At 41.6% G+C, this 18,046-nt stretch carries 20 protein-coding genes; 3 read left to right on the top strand and 17 right to left on the bottom strand.

Going from position 1 to position 18,046, the window contains the following annotated elements; all coding sequences use genetic code 11:
• Window positions 1-107: 107 nt before the first annotated feature.
• From ACXAFE_RS03800 to ACXAFE_RS03725, 16 genes are all read right to left on the bottom strand, one after another.
• Complete coding sequence (locus tag ACXAFE_RS03800; RefSeq protein ID WP_010560728.1) at window positions 108-923, bottom strand: flagellin N-terminal helical domain-containing protein; 816 nt, start codon at window positions 921-923, stop codon at window positions 108-110.
• 208 nt (window positions 924-1,131) lie between these two features.
• On the bottom strand, window positions 1,132-1,950 hold the full coding sequence (locus ACXAFE_RS03795) for a flagellin N-terminal helical domain-containing protein (protein WP_237130046.1): 819 nt from the start codon (window positions 1,948-1,950) through the stop codon (window positions 1,132-1,134).
• Window positions 1,951-2,086: 136 nt separating this feature from the next.
• Window positions 2,087-2,908, bottom strand: a complete 822-nt coding sequence (locus ACXAFE_RS03790; RefSeq protein WP_010560729.1) for a flagellin N-terminal helical domain-containing protein — start codon at window positions 2,906-2,908, stop codon at window positions 2,087-2,089.
• A gap of 167 nt (window positions 2,909-3,075) precedes the next feature.
• Window positions 3,076-4,311 carry a flagellar hook-associated protein FlgL gene (gene flgL / locus ACXAFE_RS03785; RefSeq protein ID WP_475148872.1) on the bottom strand — a complete coding sequence of 412 codons (1,236 nt, stop codon included), beginning with the start codon at window positions 4,309-4,311 and terminating at the stop codon, window positions 3,076-3,078.
• A gap of 5 nt (window positions 4,312-4,316) precedes the next feature.
• Entirely contained in the window at window positions 4,317-6,326 is a 2,010-nt protein-coding gene (locus ACXAFE_RS03780) for a FlgK family flagellar hook-associated protein (RefSeq protein ID WP_475148870.1), read from the bottom strand.
• On the bottom strand, window positions 6,326-7,315 hold the full coding sequence (gene flgJ / locus ACXAFE_RS03775) for a flagellar assembly peptidoglycan hydrolase FlgJ (protein ID WP_475148865.1): 990 nt from the start codon (window positions 7,313-7,315) through the stop codon (window positions 6,326-6,328). The genes ACXAFE_RS03780 and flgJ overlap by 1 nt, the downstream gene beginning before the upstream one ends.
• A gap of 134 nt (window positions 7,316-7,449) precedes the next feature.
• The gene (locus ACXAFE_RS03770; RefSeq protein ID WP_010560733.1) at window positions 7,450-8,544 is read right to left on the bottom strand and encodes a flagellar basal body P-ring protein FlgI; all 1,095 of its coding nucleotides are present in this window, start codon (window positions 8,542-8,544) and stop codon (window positions 7,450-7,452) included.
• Window positions 8,545-8,552: 8 nt separating this feature from the next.
• Window positions 8,553-9,236 (bottom strand): flagellar basal body L-ring protein FlgH, encoded by a 684-nt coding sequence (gene flgH, locus ACXAFE_RS03765; RefSeq protein WP_100912908.1) that lies wholly within the window; start codon window positions 9,234-9,236, stop codon window positions 8,553-8,555.
• A gap of 12 nt (window positions 9,237-9,248) precedes the next feature.
• Window positions 9,249-10,037, bottom strand: coding sequence for a flagellar basal-body rod protein FlgG (gene flgG / locus ACXAFE_RS03760; RefSeq protein ID WP_010560735.1), 789 nt, complete (start codon window positions 10,035-10,037; stop codon window positions 9,249-9,251).
• Window positions 10,038-10,055: 18 nt separating this feature from the next.
• Window positions 10,056-10,802, bottom strand: a complete 747-nt coding sequence (locus ACXAFE_RS03755) for a flagellar basal body rod protein FlgF (protein WP_100912907.1) — start codon at window positions 10,800-10,802, stop codon at window positions 10,056-10,058.
• A gap of 152 nt (window positions 10,803-10,954) precedes the next feature.
• Window positions 10,955-12,277, bottom strand: coding sequence for a flagellar hook protein FlgE (gene flgE, locus ACXAFE_RS03750; RefSeq protein ID WP_475148857.1), 1,323 nt, complete (start codon window positions 12,275-12,277; stop codon window positions 10,955-10,957).
• 79 nt (window positions 12,278-12,356) lie between these two features.
• A complete protein-coding gene (locus ACXAFE_RS03745; protein ID WP_010560738.1) occupies window positions 12,357-13,043 on the bottom strand; it encodes a flagellar hook assembly protein FlgD in 687 nt (228 codons plus the stop codon).
• 12 nt (window positions 13,044-13,055) lie between these two features.
• A complete protein-coding gene (flgC, locus tag ACXAFE_RS03740) occupies window positions 13,056-13,478 on the bottom strand; it encodes a flagellar basal body rod protein FlgC (protein WP_010560739.1) in 423 nt (140 codons plus the stop codon).
• Between the two features lie 2 nt (window positions 13,479-13,480).
• On the bottom strand, window positions 13,481-13,885 hold the full coding sequence (flgB, locus tag ACXAFE_RS03735; RefSeq protein WP_010560740.1) for a flagellar basal body rod protein FlgB: 405 nt from the start codon (window positions 13,883-13,885) through the stop codon (window positions 13,481-13,483).
• A 63-nt stretch (window positions 13,886-13,948) separates the two neighbouring features.
• Window positions 13,949-14,773, bottom strand: a complete 825-nt coding sequence (locus ACXAFE_RS03730) for a CheR family methyltransferase (RefSeq protein WP_475148849.1) — start codon at window positions 14,771-14,773, stop codon at window positions 13,949-13,951.
• 17 nt (window positions 14,774-14,790) lie between these two features.
• On the bottom strand, window positions 14,791-15,723 hold the full coding sequence (locus ACXAFE_RS03725) for a chemotaxis protein CheV (protein ID WP_010560742.1): 933 nt from the start codon (window positions 15,721-15,723) through the stop codon (window positions 14,791-14,793).
• Window positions 15,724-15,863: 140 nt separating this feature from the next.
• Here ACXAFE_RS03725 and flgA point away from each other — a divergent pair, with 140 nt between their 5' ends.
• The 3 genes from flgA to flgN all read left to right on the top strand — a co-directional run bounded on the left by flgA (window position 15,864) and on the right by flgN (window position 17,449).
• Window positions 15,864-16,580, top strand: a complete 717-nt coding sequence (gene flgA, locus ACXAFE_RS03720) for a flagellar basal body P-ring formation chaperone FlgA (protein ID WP_475148844.1) — start codon at window positions 15,864-15,866, stop codon at window positions 16,578-16,580.
• 131 nt (window positions 16,581-16,711) lie between these two features.
• Window positions 16,712-17,032 (top strand): flagellar biosynthesis anti-sigma factor FlgM, encoded by a 321-nt coding sequence (gene flgM, locus ACXAFE_RS03715; RefSeq protein ID WP_010560744.1) that lies wholly within the window; start codon window positions 16,712-16,714, stop codon window positions 17,030-17,032.
• Window positions 17,033-17,035: 3 nt separating this feature from the next.
• The gene (gene flgN, locus ACXAFE_RS03710) at window positions 17,036-17,449 is read left to right on the top strand and encodes a flagellar export chaperone FlgN (RefSeq protein WP_475148838.1); all 414 of its coding nucleotides are present in this window, start codon (window positions 17,036-17,038) and stop codon (window positions 17,447-17,449) included.
• 28 nt (window positions 17,450-17,477) lie between these two features.
• Here flgN and ACXAFE_RS03705 read toward each other — a convergent pair whose 3' ends face one another.
• Window positions 17,478-17,945 (bottom strand): LPP20 family lipoprotein, encoded by a 468-nt coding sequence (locus ACXAFE_RS03705; protein ID WP_100914496.1) that lies wholly within the window; start codon window positions 17,943-17,945, stop codon window positions 17,478-17,480.
• Between the last annotated feature and the right edge of the window lie 101 nt (window positions 17,946-18,046).

Below are 18,046 nucleotides of genomic sequence, written 5' to 3'. Positions count from 1 at the left end.
AGTTTGGGCTCTATGAATACGGTATATGGGAGGGATATTATTCAGTCAAATATTTATAGATCACACCACTCAGTGTGATCTATAAAAAGCATTACGATTACTATTTATTACAGCAATGACAACGCAATTTGCGGCTGCTGGTTAGCCTGCGCTAACATTGAGCTTGAAGCCTGTTGTAATACTTGGTTACGCGCCAATGCCGCACTTTCTGCTGCAAAGTCTGTATCCATGATACGTGACTTAGATGCTGCTACATTTTCTGCTACGTTGTTTAAGTTACGAATAGTCGAACTAAAACGGTTTTGCTTCGCACCAAGATCAGCACGTACACCGTTCACTGTTGACAACGCATCATCTAGTGCACCTATAGCTGTTTGTGCGCCTGCAGCAGTACTGATAGAGTCATCAGAAAGCGCAAGTCCTGTTGAGTTCATATTTGTCGTTACTTTTAACGTAATAGTCTGGTTTGCATCCGCACCAACTTGGAAGTCTGTGTCGTACGTACCATCTAAAATATTTACACCACCAAAGCTCGTATCACTTGCAACACGATCAATCTCAGCAGATAGCTCTGTGAATTCTTTTTGCAGTGCATCACGATCCGAATCAGTATTTGAACCATTCGCTGATTGAATTGCCAATACACGCATACGTTGCAACATATTTGAGGTTTCTTCTAACGCACCTTCTGCTGTTTGCGATAGTGAAATACCATCGTTCGCATTACGTGCACCTTGGTTCAAACCCTGTACTTGCGAGTTTAAACGTGTACCAATTTGTAAACCTGCCGCATCATCTGCTGCACTGTTTACACGTAAACCAGACGATAAACGCTGGAATGATGTTGATAATGCCTCACTCGAACGAGAGAGTTGTCTTTGAGAATTCAAAGACATTATATTTGAGTTAACACTTAAAGCCATGAGAGCCTCCAATAATAATTAACATAGGAACTATCAGTAGCAAGAGAGAGAGTAAGCTACAGATAGTTTTCTGTCCCATCTTCGTTATCGGCGCCCGTCTAAAACCCTTGAGCTTTTTTTTAAACTTTTTAACAAAAAGTAAAAAGCGGCCATTAGGCCGCTTTTTTATGAGAGAGGGAGTACTAACTTGATTAACTAGGAAAGAGTGTTAACCAATTAGCGACAATGCGATTTGTGGTTGTTGATTTGCCTGAGCTAACATTGAGCTTGATGCCTGTTGTAGCACCTGATTACGTGCAAGGCCTGCACTCTCCGCCGCAAAGTCTGTATCCATTATGCGTGATTTCGACGCCGATACGTTTTCTGAAACATTGTTTAAGTTACGAATAGTCGAACTAAAACGGTTTTGCTTCGCACCTAAGTCAGCTCGTACACCATTTACGATTGATAAAGCATCATCTAGTGCTGTAATCGCTGTTTGCGCACCTGCTGCTGTACTAATTGAGTCATCTGAAAGTGCAAGACCCGTTGAGTTCATATTAGTCGTGATTTTAACCTGAATTGTTTGGTTCGCATCTGGTCCTACTTGATAGTCTGTATCATATGTACCATCTAAGATATTTACACCACCAAACGTTGTATCACTTGCTACACGGTCTATCTCTGCCGATAATTCAGCAAACTCTTTTTGTAGTGCATCACGGTCTGAATCTGTGTTTGAACCATTCGCCGATTGAATCGATAAAACACGCATACGTTGCAACATGTTTGACGTTTCTTCTAGTGCGCCTTCTGCTGTTTGCGCAAGTGAAATACCATCATTCGCGTTACGTGCGCCTTGGTTTGCACCATTTACTTGCGATTGTAAACGTGTGCCAATTTGTAAACCGGCCGCATCGTCTGCTGCACTGTTAACACGTAAACCTGATGATAAACGCTGAAAAGACGTGCTTAACGCATTTGTTGAATTCGATAATTGACGCTGTGCGTTCAATGATGTGATGTTTGAATTTACATATAAAGCCATGATTCTCGCCCTCTTCTATCTGCGGTATTGACCGCCAAACAACTCGTTTGATTAAGATATCGACAATAAGGGGGATGACTTTAGAAAAAATTTAATAAAATTTATAGCCCCTGATAAATCAAGGGCTTTAGAACGGTTATCCCTGAAGTAGTGACAACGCGATTTGAGGTTGTTGGTTAGCTTGCGCTAACATTGAGCTTGATGCTTGTTGTAGAACCTGATTACGCGCCAATGCTGCACTTTCTGCTGCAAAGTCCGTATCCATAATACGAGATTTTGACGCTGAAACGTTTTCAGCAACACTTTTTAAGTTACGAATAGTTGAACTAAAGCGGTTTTGTTTAGCACCCAGATCTGCACGCACTGCATTAACTGTCGATAGCGCATCATCAAGCGCTGCGATTGCAGTTTGAGCTCCAGCTGCAGTACTGATTGAATCATCAGAAAGTGCAAGCCCTGTTGTATTCATATTAGTGGTAATTTTCACTTGAATCGTTTGATTGGCATCTGGACCGACTTGATAGTCTGTGTCATAAGTACCATTTAAGATATTTACACCACCAAATGTTGTATCAGTTGCAACGCGATCAATCTCAGATTGTAATTCAGAAAACTCTTTTTGCAGTGCCTCACGATCAGAATCTGTATTTGAACCATTTGCCGATTGAATTGATAAAACACGCATACGCTGTAGCATGTTTGTTGTTTCTTCTAATGCACCTTCTGCAGTCTGCGACAGTGAAATACCATCATTTGCGTTACGTGCACCTTGGTTTGCACCATTTACTTGCGATTGTAAACGAGTACCTATTTGCAAACCTGCCGCATCGTCTGCTGCACTATTAACACGAAGACCTGATGATAAACGTTGGAACGATGTACTTAATGCATTGGTTGAGTTCGCTAACTGCCTTTGAGCATTAAGTGACGTTATATTGGAATTTACATATAAAGCCATTTTTTTCTCCTAAGTTAGAATACAGTGGCGCAAAGCTCTCTCCTTCTTTGCGCTACTGTTAGTACTCCCGGCTCTCATGACGGGAAGTGCTTTGTTAAAGCGAACTTTAACGTTTGCACTAAGTTGCGTCTTTGACGCACTAACTTAAAAGCATTAAACGTGCCAACTTATATGTAATCAAACAAAGTTAATCCTGAAACTCGGCCAAATGTCGCTTGAGCGGCCTGTAGCGCGGTTTCATTTTTCTTTAATTCGCTGATTGCTTCAGCCATATCGGCCTCTAACAAACTTGCCTTAGTGGCAACGTTTACGATTTCCTCTCCAGAATTGGCATTTTCATTCCTTGTAACGGCATTTAATCTCCCCCCAATACTTGCCCGGGTGAAAGTAATTGCCTCTTGCGCATTATCTAATTCAACAACTGAATCTGCAAGCGTCTCTTGTAACTGAACCTGCGTACTTGCAGGATTTTCAAGTACCGAAATAAGCTCTTCTAATGTGTTTAGAATGTTCTTGTTAGTTGGAGGTTCTAATGTAAAATCAGCTTGCCCTGGCGCAGCACCTTGCAGCGATATCTCCATGCCAGCAAATTCTATTGACTCACCGGTAAAGTCTCCTGTGACAGCAGGTACTAGTGGCGAGCCATTTTGTCTGATCTCGTACTGATCTGGTGCGCCAGCCGTAACGACTACATTGAAAGTATTATTTGCGGGTGTAAGCGGGTCATAATAGTTAGCGTGAAATTGGTCAAATTCAGCTTGTTGCTTAACATACACACTGCCCGCGGTAATTGCCCCCGGCAATATCGTCATCGCATTACTGGCAACATTTAGCCGCGCTTTGGTTTTTTCAAACAAATCTGCGCCATTGTCAGTAGCTTGAATATAAGTTGAAGTAGCAACTTGAATCGAGTGGTTACCCTGATCGCCGTTGTATGTATAGGTTTGACTAGCACTATCGTAAGAATAAGTCGCTTTACTATCTTGAAAACCTGAGAAAATAAAACGCCCATCTTCAGAGCGCGTATTCATTAAATCAAGTAAACTTTTTTGAATTTCAGCTAATTCTTTACTAATACCCTCACGATCGGTGTGAGTATATGCACCATTACCAGCTTGAATAGACAGTTCGCGTGCTCGCTCTATTTGCGTATTCATACTTTTAAGCGCATTTTCTTCTACTTCTAAGCGCCCGCGCAAGAAACTCATATTCTTGTCAAACTGGCCATTCAATTCTAATTTTTTCGTAATCAAGTTAGCTTGTGCCATAGCTGCGGGATCATCCGCTGCTGTTAGTATTTTTTTCTGCGTATTCACTCTCAGTTGAGAATCTACAAGTTTCTCTTGGCCACTTAAAATACTATCGAGGCTATTTTGATACATAATATTATTCGATAAACGCATCTCGACTACCTCGCTGCATTAAGAATTGTGTCAAATACTGTGCTTGCGGTACTTAAGATTTTTGCCGCTGCTGCATAAGATTGTTGATAACGTAATAAATTAGCCGCTTCTTCGTCTAAATTGACACCTGAAATCGACTCATACCACGCATTAGATTGATTAGCTAACGCATCAAATGCCACTTGATTGGTTTTAGCTTGCGCAGTTTTCATACCAACATCAGTCACTATATTACCGTATGCTTCATTAATCTTAGTGAGGTTATCACCATTGGTTACGATAGCACTTGACCTAACTAACTCTCGATTTTGAATATCTGCCAGTAAAAGACCGTTTCGGCTATCGTCAAAGCCATCAGTATTAAACTCAATAGTAAATGAGTCACCCGTTTCTGCTATACCTTCAAGGTTAAAATCAAAACCATAGGTATTGTATGGTGCACCTGCTTGTGCCAAAACATTGTCATAAGGCGGTGTTAAAACAACCGTATTCGTTACGGGTGGTGCACCATCTGTAATTGTAAACTCATTAGGGTTTGCCGTTTTAGTTAGTGTAATGGTACCGTTGGCTAAAGCTGGCGGTGGACCTGGATTAAATCCTGGTGCAGTGGTGTCAGAAACAGTGCTTGACGCTATATTACCTGACCCTCTGTTGGCTAAGTCGCTGTTAGTGCGTATCGGTGAAGCTAACGCTAAATCTTCCGGTCGCATGGTTGCAAGCTCGAAGCTCGTCGATGCCTCTGAGTTAAGTTTAAGTTCAAATTTATCACCAAGTGCAGCGCCAGCTCCTACATTAATTTGCAAACCAAAAAGCTCTCCGCCTACCGCTGTGCCCGAATTAGCCTGCCCAGCAGCAACAGCTGCAACAATAGGTGTACCAATTGGATCGCCATATGAATCAAGCGCAGTAACTGTAATTTGGTTCACTGCTGTATATTCAATTAAAAAATCATTTGGCGGTAATTCACTGCCTTTACCCGGTTCAATGGTTCCACTTACTTGAGCCGTACCCGTGTTTGCTGCATAGGAATAAGCACCAGCGGTTGGAATGGTAAATAAATCGCCACCAAGTTCGCCATCGCCGTCTAATCCAAGCCTATTTTGCTGATTGAATGCATCCGCCATTGCTAGGCTCAATTGGCCTAACTTGTTTTGTGACGAAATCAGTATTTCCTCACGGTAAGCTAGTAGCCCACCAATTTTTCCTTTTAGTACACTGGTATTGACTTCAAGCGGAATGGCTTTGCCTGAATCCACATCTAATTTTAAATCTTTAAAATTGGGATCAGGATCGCCAGAAAGTGAAAATAAGTTAAACGCGCCATCTTCCATTACAACAGCTTCACCCGTGCCCATAAACACCAGTTTTTCACCATTTGGACCATCAAGTGTTTCAATGTCTATATATTCAGATAGCTCTTTAATTGCCAAATCACGCTGATTGATAGTGCTATTTAGAGCACTGCCATCAGGCCCCGATGTTCCCGAAGCAATTGATAAGTTTAGCTCGCTAATCTTAGTGATAAGTGAATTAGCTTCATTCGCATAGATTTCGAGCTGATCGTTAACGATGGTTTTTTGATCAAAAACGATACCCGATAATCGGTTAAGCTGATCGATGTAACCTTGAGCATTACTAAAAAACAGGGAACGGCTAACATTAGACGATGGTTGGTTTAAACTATCTTGTAACGAGCCAAACAACGAGTTGATGCTCGTTCCGAGACTATTAGACTCTTCAGCAAATAGACTATCTACTCGCGCGGACTCGCTAACAATTTGGTTGTAAAAAGCCGCATTGGAAATATCGCGATTAAGCTGCTCTTGTGCAAAACTATTCACTAAGCGGAAAGTTTGCCCAAGTCCAACTTGATTATCGAACAATGTTCTATGTTCTGTGCGCTCTCGAACATAACCTTCGGTATTGACGTTGGTAATGTTTTTACTGGTAGTTTGCAGTAACTCTGAACTTGCACGTACACCTGAGTTTGCAATATTAAGTAGATTAAAAGACATTAGTTAGTGCCTCCTAAACTTGTTATCGAACTTTTCATCATATCGTTTACATTTATTCCTGAAGCGACAGCGTTAAGTGCTTGCGTAAATTCACTGCGCTTTAGCACATCTTTAATTTTATCTGCATAATTAGGGTCAGTTGCATACCCTGCTTTTTGTAATTCATCGAGATACTGAGATGGGTCTGATGTTGTTTTCAGTGCTGATTGATAGCGTGGGTTTTGCTGTAAAAAGTTAACAAAATCATCAAAACTTTCAGCAATGCTGTTATACGCTCTAAAGTTAGATTGTTTTTTAACAGCAACGCCTTGTTCAAATTCAAGCGACGCTTTAGCAGCTTTATCACCTTGCCATGCGCGGTCAGCTTTAATATTGAAAAAATTATTTGAGCTTTGCCCATCACTTTTAGTAATCACATGTTTTCCCCAGCCTGTTTCAAGCGCAGATTGCGCCAACATAACAGCAGGACTTAACCCTATTTTTTCAGCTGCGCTTTTAGCGTGCTGCCAAAGTTCAGAAACAAACGACTGCTCATTTTCAAAGGCGGTGTCTTCATCTGTTGTATTTATCTGTTCTGGTGAATCTGTATTTGCGGTATTCAATGAAGGCTTTTGCATTGGCGCAATTTGGCTTGATGAAAACAAACTTGCAGGGGTGTATTTTCCTGGCGTGGGTGAAAGTTGCTGAACAATAATATCGGCAAGCCCTAATGCACCACTTTGTGAAAGCTCCATAGAAAGCTGCTGATCGTGCATATCACGATAAAATTTAACGCTGCTTTCATTAAACGGGCTATCTTCGTCTTCAAATGCTTCGTTGGCTTTTCGCATACTTTTAAATAGCATTTGGGTAAAAATAGATTCAAACTGAGCTGCAACTTGCTTAAGCGCCTTTTTATCAGGATCGCCCTGCAGCGCTTCTTGACGTAAAGAATCTAAGTTACTCAAGTCAAAGAAACTTTGTTGATGATTTATGTTGTTACCATCCATAAGTCAGCTCTCATTCAATAAATTGGCTACGAAACACACTGATAAACCATTGCAAAAATCAAGCCAAAGAAATCAAATTAAAGCACTAAACAAAAAAGCCCTGCAATGCAGGGCTCAAGTAACAATCTGTAAACTTAAATCACGATTAGTTGGCCACTTATTGCGCCCGCCTCTTTCAACGCTTCAAGTATTGCCATTAAATCACCTGGCGCCGCGCCGACTTCGTTAATCGCTCGCACGAGATCATCTAAACTCGCACCTGGGTCAAACACAAAGGCGCGGGTATCATCGCGTGCTACATCTATAATGCTTTGCTCGGTAACAACCGTTTGTCCACCAGCAAGCGCGTTGGGTTGATTAACGTTTTGCTGCTCTGCAATCGTGACAGTCAATCCACCATGGGTGATTGCAGCGGGTTCTAAAGTAACATTTTTACCAATCACGATAGTGCCTGTACGCGAATTAACGATAATTTTTGCGCTGTTATCAGCTGGTTCGAATTCAAGATTTTCTAAAGTAGCGAGGTAAGCTACGCGTTGCGCTGGGTCGCGTGGTGCTAACACTTTAACCGACGCTGCATCCATTGCTGTGGCAGTATTTGGGCCTACTAAATCATTAATCGTATCAGATAAGGCTTTTGCGGTAGAAAAATCAGGACGGTGCAGATTAAATGTAATGTGATCACCTTGGTTGAACGGCGATGCGACCGCACGTTCGACAATCGCGCCATTTGGAACGCGCCCTACAGTTGGTGTATTTACTAATACCTTGCTGCCATCAGCACCCTCGGCGCCTAGTCCGCTAACCACCATGCTGCCTTGTGCAATTGCATACACATTGCCATCAACGCCCTTTAGAAAGGTTTGAATTAATGTACCACCGCGCAAGCTTAATGCGCTACCAATTGACGATACGGTAACATCGATTGTTTGACCCGGTTTCACAAACGGCGGTAAATCTGCATGTACAGCTACTGCTGCGACATTCTTAATCTTAGGCTTTAAGTTTGCTGGTAACGTGATACCAAAACTGCTGAGCATGGCTTTAAAACTTTGCTCGGTAAAGCTACTTTTTTCACCTGTGCCAGGCAAACCAACAACTAAACCATAACCAACAAGCTGGTTACTACGTACCCCTTCAACAACAGTCACATCTTTAATGCGTTCTGCTGTTGTTGGGAAACTAAAAAGGCTAAGAAGCGCGATAAAACCAATAGCAAAATTACGCATGCGACCTCCTAAAAAGGGTTTAATGGGCTTAAGAAGAACTGAGCTAACCAGCCTGCTTCTTGTGCATCTGCCAGTGCCCCTTTACCAGAGTACTGAATACGTGCGTTTGCAATACGGGTAGACATCACCATATTGTCAGCACTAACATCCTTCGGACGAACGATGCCTTCTAAACGAATAAATTCTTCACCGGTATTAAGCGTAAGCCACTTTTCACCGCGAATAACTAAATTACCGTTTGGTAATACACGCATCACATTAACTGAAATATTACCGTTTAGACTGTTTGACTGATCTGACTTCGCATCGCCTTTATATGAGCCCTCTGAACCAACACCGTATTGCAACGCATCACCATTGATCGTAACTGCGTTGCCGCCAAATCCTGTAACCGGTGATAGTGCAAAGTCCGTTTCTCGGTCAGTTTCCGTTTTTGCAGTTTTTGACGCTTGAGTTGATTCACTCAGCACAACGGTAATAATGTCACCTTGGCGCAGCGCTTTTTGGTCTGAATAAAGGTCATTTGAGTAATGTATATTATAAAGCGACCCCGTGTTGACCTGCGACACATCGGTATCTTCAGGATACAGCGGCGCATAATACGGATCATCACGTTCGACGAAGCGGTTTGCTGTTGTCACACAACCGCTTAAAAGTGCGCTGCCGATCAATGTTAATAGTAACTTACTCATGCTAACCACCTATTAAAGCTGCTGATTAATGTAACTCAGCATTTCATCAACCGAAGAAATCACTTTTGAATTCATCTCATAAACGCGCTGCGTCTCAATAAGATTTACCAACTCTTCGGTTACATTCACGTTTGATGTTTCAAGAGAGCCCTGCACAATCACACCTAGTCCATCTACACTCGGGTTACCTTGCACTGGTGCACCACTTACAGCGGTTTCTGTGTAGAGGTTTTGACCCATAGGCTCAAGACCTGACGGATTAATAAAATCAGAAATGGTGAGCTGACCAATTACTGCATTGTCTGCTTGTCCTGCGATACGTACTGACACTTCGCCATCTTGCGATACAATAATCTGCTGTGCATCGTCAGGGACGTTCATTTCTGGTTGTAACGGATAACCTGCACCCGATGTTACGATGCGACCTTCTTCATCCGTAGTAAATTGGCCGTTTCGAGTATAGGCAAGACTACCGTCTGGCATCGCAACTTCAAAAAAGCCCTGACCTTGAATCATCCAATCCATCGAGTTATCAGTTGTTAGCATATTTCCTTGTGAGAAATTCTTTTGCGTGGCAACTACTTTAGAACCCGCACCTAACATTAAACCCGATGGCAGTTGCGTATCTTGCGATGAGCGCCCGCCCGGCTGATTAATATTTTGATAAAGCAAATCTTCGAAAATCGCACGGCTTTTTTTGTACCCTACGGTGCTCGCGTTTGCTAAGTTATTTGATATTACAGACGTATCGGTTTGCTGCGCATCGATACCTGTTTTACTGATCCACAATGCAGGATGCATACTAACCTCCAAAAACCATTAATAAATTCGCATAAGAGAACTTTGGCTTTCGTCAATTTTCTCTGCGGTTTTCATCATTTTGACTTGCAACTCAAACTGACGTTGGTGTGAAATCATTCCCACCATCTCATCAACTGGGTTCACATTAGACATTTCTAATGCACCGCTGGTTACTGTCATATTTGGGTCGGTATCCAGTTCCGTCCCATCTTTATTTCTAAACAAGCCATCCAACCCTTTTTCTAAAGGTTGAACACCATACGCACTGACCAACTTTAAACGGTCGATATCTTCAATAAAATTTGCAGGTGCACCTTGCGGCCTAACTTGGATCATGCCGTCTTTGGCGATTTGTACTTTTTCAATCGGCACTGGCAAAATAACAGGACCCGCTTCACCGATTACAGGTAAGCCATTAGCTGTAAATAGCTGCCCTGTTTCACTCATGCGTAAATTGCCTGAACGTGTGTAGGCCTCGTCACCATTTGCATCTTGCACAGCGAGCCAACCGTTTTCACCGACTGCAATATCAAGTTCACGTCCGGTCATAGATAAAGCGCCCGCACTCAAACGTGAACCCGGTCTTTCTTCCATCGCAAACACGCGTGTTGGCAAGCCTTCACCAAAAGCCTGCATAGAACGCGCTTGCTCTAAATCAGCTTTAAACGCAGTGGTTTTTGCATTAGCTAAATTATTAGCTTTGACTGCAATGCCCAGCATATTTTGTTTAGCGCCCGATGCAGCGACATAAAGTAATTTATCCATCGACTCGACCTAAAAATGATCACTAATAGTTAGGTAGAGCAAAAATGATGCCAATCGCAATGATTGAAAATTGACGCGATTAAGAAATAACAAATAGAATAAAAAAGGGCTGAAAAATCAGCCCTATAAAGAAGTGAATTACGCTAACTAAATTAGCGGATCTGTAAGATATTTTGTTGCAGTGTTGAATTAACTTCTAAAGCTCGTGAGTTCGCTTGGAAGTTTCGCTGCGCGGAAATTAAATCAACAAGTTCGTTGGTTAAGTTTACGTTAGATTGCTCAAGCGCACTTGAATTAATCGTACCTAATGTACCCGAACCCGGTTCACCTGCTATTGGCTCGCCTGATGTTAAACTTTCTTTCCACGCTGTATTACCTACCTGAGATAAACCTTGTGAATTAGCAAATCGTACCATAGACACTTGGCTAATATAGGTTGAATCACCGTTACTGTATGACGCAACGATCTTACCATCGGTACCAATATCAATACCTGTTAAACGCCCTACGGTCGCACCATCTTGTTCAAGTGCTTTCACCTCAAAACGACTCGCATACTGAGTAGGTTGTTTATTTGCAGTACCAGCTTCATCACGCCAATTGATATTCACGTCATTCGGGAAAGTTGCACCGTTTGATAAAATGCCAGAGAGGTTACTCGCAGTTAATGAAACTGGGTCAAATGTAGTATTTGGCGCCGTAACTGGTGCTGATGGCAAACCACTTGAATCAAACGTAAATGTTGCGAGCGGACCAGCTGGCGGGTTAGTGCCTGTGCTATCAAATTCCTGACCAGCAAGTGTCGCATGCACATTCCACTCGTTATTCGTACCCGTTTTCACAAAGTAGAACTGCATAATATGCGGCTCACCAAGTGAATCGTATACGGTTGTAGACGTAGATGCGTTAAACGTAGCAGAATCTGTTGGATTAAATGGCGCTACTGTAGGCTGTGTTGCACCTGCATCTAAGTTAAATGAGGTATACACATTATTGGTTGCGCGTGGTGCACCTGATGCATCCGGAATTTGAATCGGCGTTGCCGTACTCAAACTCACCGAAGTTGTATCACCGTTTGCAGGGTCTACGGGGAAACCACGTAAAAAATTACCTTGTGCATCTACAACGAAATTATCTTTGTTCAATTTAAATGCACCAGCACGTGTATAAGTATAGTCTTGCGATGATAATGAATCAGTCATCGCAAAATAGCCTTCGCCGGTAATCGCTAAATCAAGCGCGTTCTGAGTAAACTGTAATGAACCTTGGTTAAACTGTTGTGCAACAACCGTTGTTTGAACACCATCACCATTTTTTGTTTTACCCGAACTAAATACCGACGCAGCATATACATCTGCGAATTCAGCCCGTGACTCTTTAAAACCTGTTGTGTTTACGTTCGCAATATTGTTTGCGGTTACATCGAGATCTTTTTGTGCCGCAGCCAATCCCGTCAATGCAATATTAAAACTCATAATTCACCTCTTAAACTCGCAGCCCTGATTGTTAGGAAACTGCTTACTCGGAGTTATTTATTCAACTTTAATGCCAAGATTAACCTTGAGCGATTTCGACAACATCACTTAAATTAATCGAACCAGCGCCCGTGTTAAGTACTAAGCCATGTGTGCCTTTTAAACTAACACTTGAAATGTTCAAAAACGCACCCGTGGGAAAGCTCATATACTCACCATCTGCGACTCGCCCTTCCGCTGTCATCGCGTAATTGCCAGGTGGCAACGGATTACCGCTTTCATCTTTGCCATCCCATTCAAACTTTGCAGCGCCCGCCGTCTTCGAGCCAATATCTAGCGTGCGAACAACCTCACCCGCTGCATTTTTGATTTTTACGGTAACATCATGAGCGGAGGTATCTAGCGCCACACTACCGGTAGATGTTTTACCATCCCTCAGTTCAAGTACCGTTGATGGCACCAGTGCATCTTTACCAACCAATGTTGATGCTTGTAGTGCAGAATTCGAAGTCATGGTTGAAGCAAAGCTTTCAAAGTTTGCATTCAATTGGCTAATACCATCAGCCATCGAAAAGCTTGTCATTTGCGCAATCATCTGATCGTTATCCGCAGGTTTTGTCGGATCTTGATACGATAACTGTTGCGTTAACAATGCAAAGAAATCTTCTTGTTTTAGCTGATCGTTATCATTTTGTTCAGGAACACCTGTAGGTGTTTTCCATTTAACTGAATCAATAAAACTGTCGTTACTCACGTTTGTTGTCATGATCAGCTCCTATTAGTTTTGACCCATGCGCAGAGTACGAGACAGCATTTGCTTCGCTGCATCAGCTACTTGAACATTGGTTTGGTAATTACGTGATGCCGAAATCATATTCGCCATTTCTTCCACAACATTGACATTCGGCTTATAGATAAAGCCATCTTTATCAGCCAGCGGATGCTCTGGATTGAATTCACGCTTAAGCGGTTTGTCACTTTCAACAATACCAAGTACTTTTACACCAACCGCTTCGCCTTGTTGCGCGTTAACCGCTTTGCTCAATTCTGCAGAAAAAACAGGGTGACGCGCACGGTAAGTTTCATCAGCACTTGAACTCACTGAGTTAGCATTAGACAAATTACTCGCAGTCGTATTTAAACGCACAGATTGTGCACTCATGCCAGTACCAGAAATGTTAAATACATTATATAGACTCATAATTATGCCCCTTGCCCACCTAGTGCTTTTTTCAAGCCTTTAAACTTACCGCCTAAAAAGTTAATGCTTGCTTGGTACTCCATTGCGTTTTGAACATACTTACTACGTTCTTCCTGCATATCCACAGTATTACCGTCGCCGGTATCAGGCTGAGTGGGTACTCGATACAAGGTGTTACTTTCTAAACTATTAATAGATAGATCGAAGTGTTTTTCGTGAGTGGTCGACAAGCGCTTAGATTGGCTCGATTTAGCCTGCTCAAGGGCTTTTGAAAAGTCGATGTCTCGCGCTTTGTAGTTTGGCGTATCTGCGTTAGCAATATTGGTTGCTAGCACTTCTGCTCTTTGCGAACGAGCAAGAGTAGCTTGCGGATGAATGCCGAGTGCTCTGTCAAAACTGATAGCCATAACTTCTCCAAAAAAGTGACTTTGAAGAAGTTATGCAAATAGTAAGCCAGAGCTACTGACTAATTATTTTTTTTGATAAATGATACCGGGATTACAGCGGATCATTTCAAAATCCTCGCTTAATCCGGTCATAGATTCTGACGCGCCTAGAAATAAATATCCTTTAGGACTAAGGGCTTGGTGAAATTGTTTAATAATTTTTGCTTTAACTTCCGGTGAGAAATAAATCAGCACATTACGACAAAAAATGATTTCAAATTTCCCCATAAGGGCATACGAATCTAACAAGTTTAGGTGGCGAAAGCTCACCATCCGCTTTATATCATCGTTCACTTTTGCCATACCGTGATCTGAATCATTAAAAAACTTGCGACGTCTTTCAGGTGATAGGCCACGAGCCAGCGCTAGCGAGTCGTATTCAGCATTTTTACAGATATCTAACATGGTGTTAGATATATCTGTACCAACAATATTAACGCCCGCTAGTGCTCCTGGCTTTGACTGCTTAAATTCGGCGGCACTCATTGCAATCGAATACGGCTCTTGCCCTGACGAGCTTGCTGCTGACCAAATTTTAATAGGTCTACGCAGCTCCGAAAGCTCAGGGAAAAGTTTATTTTTGAGTAATTCGAATGGGTATGTATCACGAAACCACAAGGTTTCATTAGTTGTCATTGCATCAACAACCGCAGCTCTTAACTGACGTTCACGCGGGCTAAGCGTTTTAGTCACTAATTCAGATAAAGAGTCGACATCAAATCTTGCCATTAAAGGTGCAAGGCGACTCTTTACTAGATACTGTTTATTGTCACCTAGCACAATGCCACATTGCTGCTCTAAAAAGCTTTTAAATTGCTGATATTCTTTATCATCTAAGTTTTTGTTCAAGTTTATTACTCGCTGGTCTAATCTTCATGAACCCACTTTTTAACCGCAGTAGCTAACTCGTCTGGGTTAAACTTCGCAATAAAATCATCAGCTCCGACTTTTTCAACCATCGCCTGATTAAATACACCACTGAGTGATGTATGTAATATAACATGAAGCGGTGCTGTTCTGGGATCAGCCTTTAGTTCGGCTGTTAACGTGTATCCATCCATTTCAGGCATTTCTACGTCTGAAATAAGTAGGGCCACGCGTTCAGTAACCACACTTTGGCAATCTTTCTCGGCAATTTCTTTCAGGCGAACGAGCGCCTCGCGTCCATTTTTTGCCACCTCAGTTTGCACGCCTAAAGGCTCAAGCGCACGTTTCACTTGGTTTCTCGCAACTGTCGAATCATCGGCAATAAATACAATACGTTCACCAAGGTCTTTTTGCATTTCACCATCTGAAACCAAATCAGCGCTCACTTCGGTGTTCACTGGACAAATTTCATTCAGTATCTTTTCTACATCCAGTATTTCAACGAGTTCCTTTTCGATTTCAGTTACTGCAGTTAAATACGAATAACGCCCCGAACCTGACGGGGGTGGCATAATTGATTCCCAGTTGATATTAACGATACGCTCAACCGAGTCGACTAAAAAGCCCTGCACTGAACGGTTATATTCAGTAATGATAATAAAACAATCTTTTGTATCTTGGATCCCTGGACCACCAATAGCTAACGAAAGATCGATAACCGAAATTGTTTGCCCACGTATATGCGCCACACCTTTAACATAATGATTAGATTTTGGCATTGCCGTTAAGTTAGGACACTGTAAAACCTCACGTACTTTGAACACGTTAATTCCGAACCGCTGCCTGCCTTTTAACTTAAACAGCAACAACTCTAGCCTATTTTGACCTACGAGTTGCGTTCGCTGATTAACCGAATCTAAAATGCCTGCCATTTCAATCTCCTAACTTGAAGCAATGAAAAGGAATACTTCTTGCTTCTTTGTTATTGTACTACCGTATAACTTTGATGTGCCATAATTTTGACACTCGCTAGTTATACCTTGTTTTACCCATAAAGCATAGTCGAAACATTATGAGTTTGTTTAAAAAAAATCTTTATTTCTTTATTTTAATACAAATTGCTGCGCTTGCTATGACTTCACTCAAAGCAAAGGTTTACAGTAAGTTAGAATTGCAGCAAATCGCAATAGATTATGTTGCCGATAACAAACAGCCCAACCCTAATCGACACCCGAATTCGCAGTTGTCGATTACGGCATTACCGCTCGATACTCGTATCAAAACACGAACATGTCAGCGCGAGTTGCAAGTAAGTGCCGCAAACCCTATCAATACTAATCGGCAATCTACTATAAAAATTAAGTGTTTAGATCAAAATAATTGGCAAGTTTTTGTGCATGTGAAGCAATTGGAACTCGTTGAAGTGATTACGGCAGCAAAAGGGATCAGTAAAGGGCAACGAATTACCGCACAACATTTAACCAGCAAGCAAGTTGCAAAACACTTAACGCGTTCGAATCAATTTAAATCGAGTACTAACTTAATAGGTAGCCGCAGTAAACGAAATGTTCGTGCGGGACAAACTATCAACTACAATTATATTTGTACTATTTGTAAAGGCGATAAAATTACTATTTTGGCAAGCTTTAAAGGCATGACAATTAAAACGCAAGGTGAAGCGCTTGAAGATGGCCGCATAGGCGACAACATTAGTATTCGCAATGTAAAATCTAAAAAGAAAATTCAGGCAAGAGTTTTAAACACTGAGCTGGTAAAAGTCACAATTTAGCGCTGTACTCTAGTAGAAATTTCAGGTTAAATAAGAGGTTACAAATTTAATAAAAATAGTGCATTTTTTATTAAAGGTTGTACCCGAGATGCCGATACATAAGATGTGAAATCTTAGTAGAGAGAACTGTCATGGTTAATCAAATAAATCAAGGCTCAAACAGCCAAGCAAACGTCAGGCTTGAAAGCTCTAAGCAGCAAGCGTCTGAAACTGCTAATAAACAAGTGCAAGTGAATACTGCTACGGCAAAAGCAACTAGCGACTCAGTGAGCATTACACCGCAAGCTCAACAGCTTAAAAAGCTAAATGAAAAAGCGGAGCAATCATCAGGTATTGATGAGAAAAAAGTAAACGAGCTGAAAAAAGCGATCGCTAACGGCGAATACAAAATTGATGCAGAGAAGCTTGCTGAAAATATCAATAAGCTTGAATTTAAACTTTTCGGTCGATAGTTTATGAATCTAGAACAGATATTAGCGCAACAACTTGATGAGTTGAACACTATGGCTGACATCCTAAAGCAGGAATTAGAAGCTATAGTTGCGCGTGATCATGAATCTTTGATATCTGTTGTTGAAAGCAAAGTTGCATCGTTGCAGTCAATTCAGCAACGTGACCAACACATTGCCAAATTAATCGACCAAAACGGTATTGATAAAGCTGAATATCAGCCGACAATCAGCCAAATTAATCAGGTATTAGCTGACTGCAAAAAGCAGAATGACGTGAATCAAGTAGCAGCAAATCAAAGCCAGATTGCTTCACAAAAGTTGAAGAATATCTTATTTGGTAAAAGTCATACCGGATACGACAAAACGGGCAAATCTTTCTCTCTACCTAACCCGATTGCTCGCGGGCTAAAAGCGTAATCTGAATTTACTAATAAAAAGTAACCTGCTAGTAGTAGGTTACTTTTTTTACATTTCTTGGTTTTGTTTGACCAATATATAAGTCATGTACCAATTTCATATCTAGCTCAACTTCTGTCGCATACGTATCACCCACAGCGTAGCTTTTGGTCACTTTCGCACCACGTACAACACCTTGCACACGTACTTTCAAAGTATCATTACTGGCGATCAGACCTTTAACGCTCGTTTGCGCGTCAACTTTTTGTCCGTAGACTTGTTCCGCGAGCTCACGATAAGCCTCAAGCTTTGATGCCTTCATTGCCATAATCGATTTTTGCTCGGTTGTTGTACCGGGTTGCAAACTGATCGGTGCATACCCTACCGCATACAACACGGGGTAGTTATCTGGTGTTTGGTATTCATATTCAATATGTTTATCAAACAGTTGGCTACAGCCACCTAATAAATACAAGCTCGTTACCAGAGTTGATGTTTTGAAAATTGATTTCAACATGTTGCCACCATACAAATGCATATTACATTTGATTTAGCAATTTTCGCGCCACTGTATAGTTTGGTACAGAAATTGAATATACAGAGTAAGGTTTAAATTGA

This window comes from Pseudoalteromonas sp. ABV4_021, from assembly GCF_056159365.1.
Note: the sequence above shows the minus strand (reverse complement) of the source record. Positions and strands in the feature narration are given on the sequence as shown.

What these genes read in the sequence shown, in the direction of transcription:
- flgC (WP_010560739.1), bottom strand. Translation starts at nt 13,478, where the DNA reads ATGAGTCTATATAATGTATTTAACATTTCTGGTACTGGCATGAGTGCA.
- ACXAFE_RS03780 (WP_475148870.1), bottom strand. Translation starts at nt 6,326, where the DNA reads ATGTCTTTTAATCTACTTAATATTGCAAACTCAGGTGTACGTGCAAGT.
- ACXAFE_RS03745 (WP_010560738.1), bottom strand. Translation starts at nt 13,043, where the DNA reads ATGACAACAAACGTGAGTAACGACAGTTTTATTGATTCAGTTAAATGG.
- flgA (WP_475148844.1), top strand. Translation starts at nt 15,864, where the DNA reads ATGAGTTTGTTTAAAAAAAATCTTTATTTCTTTATTTTAATACAAATT.
- flgL (WP_475148872.1), bottom strand. Translation starts at nt 4,311, where the DNA reads ATGCGTTTATCGAATAATATTATGTATCAAAATAGCCTCGATAGTATT.
- flgB (WP_010560740.1), bottom strand. Translation starts at nt 13,885, where the DNA reads ATGGCTATCAGTTTTGACAGAGCACTCGGCATTCATCCGCAAGCTACT.
- flgM (WP_010560744.1), top strand. Translation starts at nt 16,712, where the DNA reads ATGGTTAATCAAATAAATCAAGGCTCAAACAGCCAAGCAAACGTCAGG.
- ACXAFE_RS03705 (WP_100914496.1), bottom strand. Translation starts at nt 17,945, where the DNA reads ATGTTGAAATCAATTTTCAAAACATCAACTCTGGTAACGAGCTTGTAT.
- ACXAFE_RS03770 (WP_010560733.1), bottom strand. Translation starts at nt 8,544, where the DNA reads ATGCGTAATTTTGCTATTGGTTTTATCGCGCTTCTTAGCCTTTTTAGT.
- ACXAFE_RS03800 (WP_010560728.1), bottom strand. Translation starts at nt 923, where the DNA reads ATGGCTTTAAGTGTTAACTCAAATATAATGTCTTTGAATTCTCAAAGA.
- ACXAFE_RS03790 (WP_010560729.1), bottom strand. Translation starts at nt 2,908, where the DNA reads ATGGCTTTATATGTAAATTCCAATATAACGTCACTTAATGCTCAAAGG.
- flgJ (WP_475148865.1), bottom strand. Translation starts at nt 7,315, where the DNA reads ATGGATGGTAACAACATAAATCATCAACAAAGTTTCTTTGACTTGAGT.
- ACXAFE_RS03795 (WP_237130046.1), bottom strand. Translation starts at nt 1,950, where the DNA reads ATGGCTTTATATGTAAATTCAAACATCACATCATTGAACGCACAGCGT.
- flgN (WP_475148838.1), top strand. Translation starts at nt 17,036, where the DNA reads ATGAATCTAGAACAGATATTAGCGCAACAACTTGATGAGTTGAACACT.
- flgG (WP_010560735.1), bottom strand. Translation starts at nt 10,037, where the DNA reads ATGCATCCTGCATTGTGGATCAGTAAAACAGGTATCGATGCGCAGCAA.
- flgH (WP_100912908.1), bottom strand. Translation starts at nt 9,236, where the DNA reads ATGAGTAAGTTACTATTAACATTGATCGGCAGCGCACTTTTAAGCGGT.
- ACXAFE_RS03725 (WP_010560742.1), bottom strand. Translation starts at nt 15,723, where the DNA reads ATGGCAGGCATTTTAGATTCGGTTAATCAGCGAACGCAACTCGTAGGT.
- flgE (WP_475148857.1), bottom strand. Translation starts at nt 12,277, where the DNA reads ATGAGTTTTAATATTGCATTGACGGGATTGGCTGCGGCACAAAAAGAT.
- ACXAFE_RS03755 (WP_100912907.1), bottom strand. Translation starts at nt 10,802, where the DNA reads ATGGATAAATTACTTTATGTCGCTGCATCGGGCGCTAAACAAAATATG.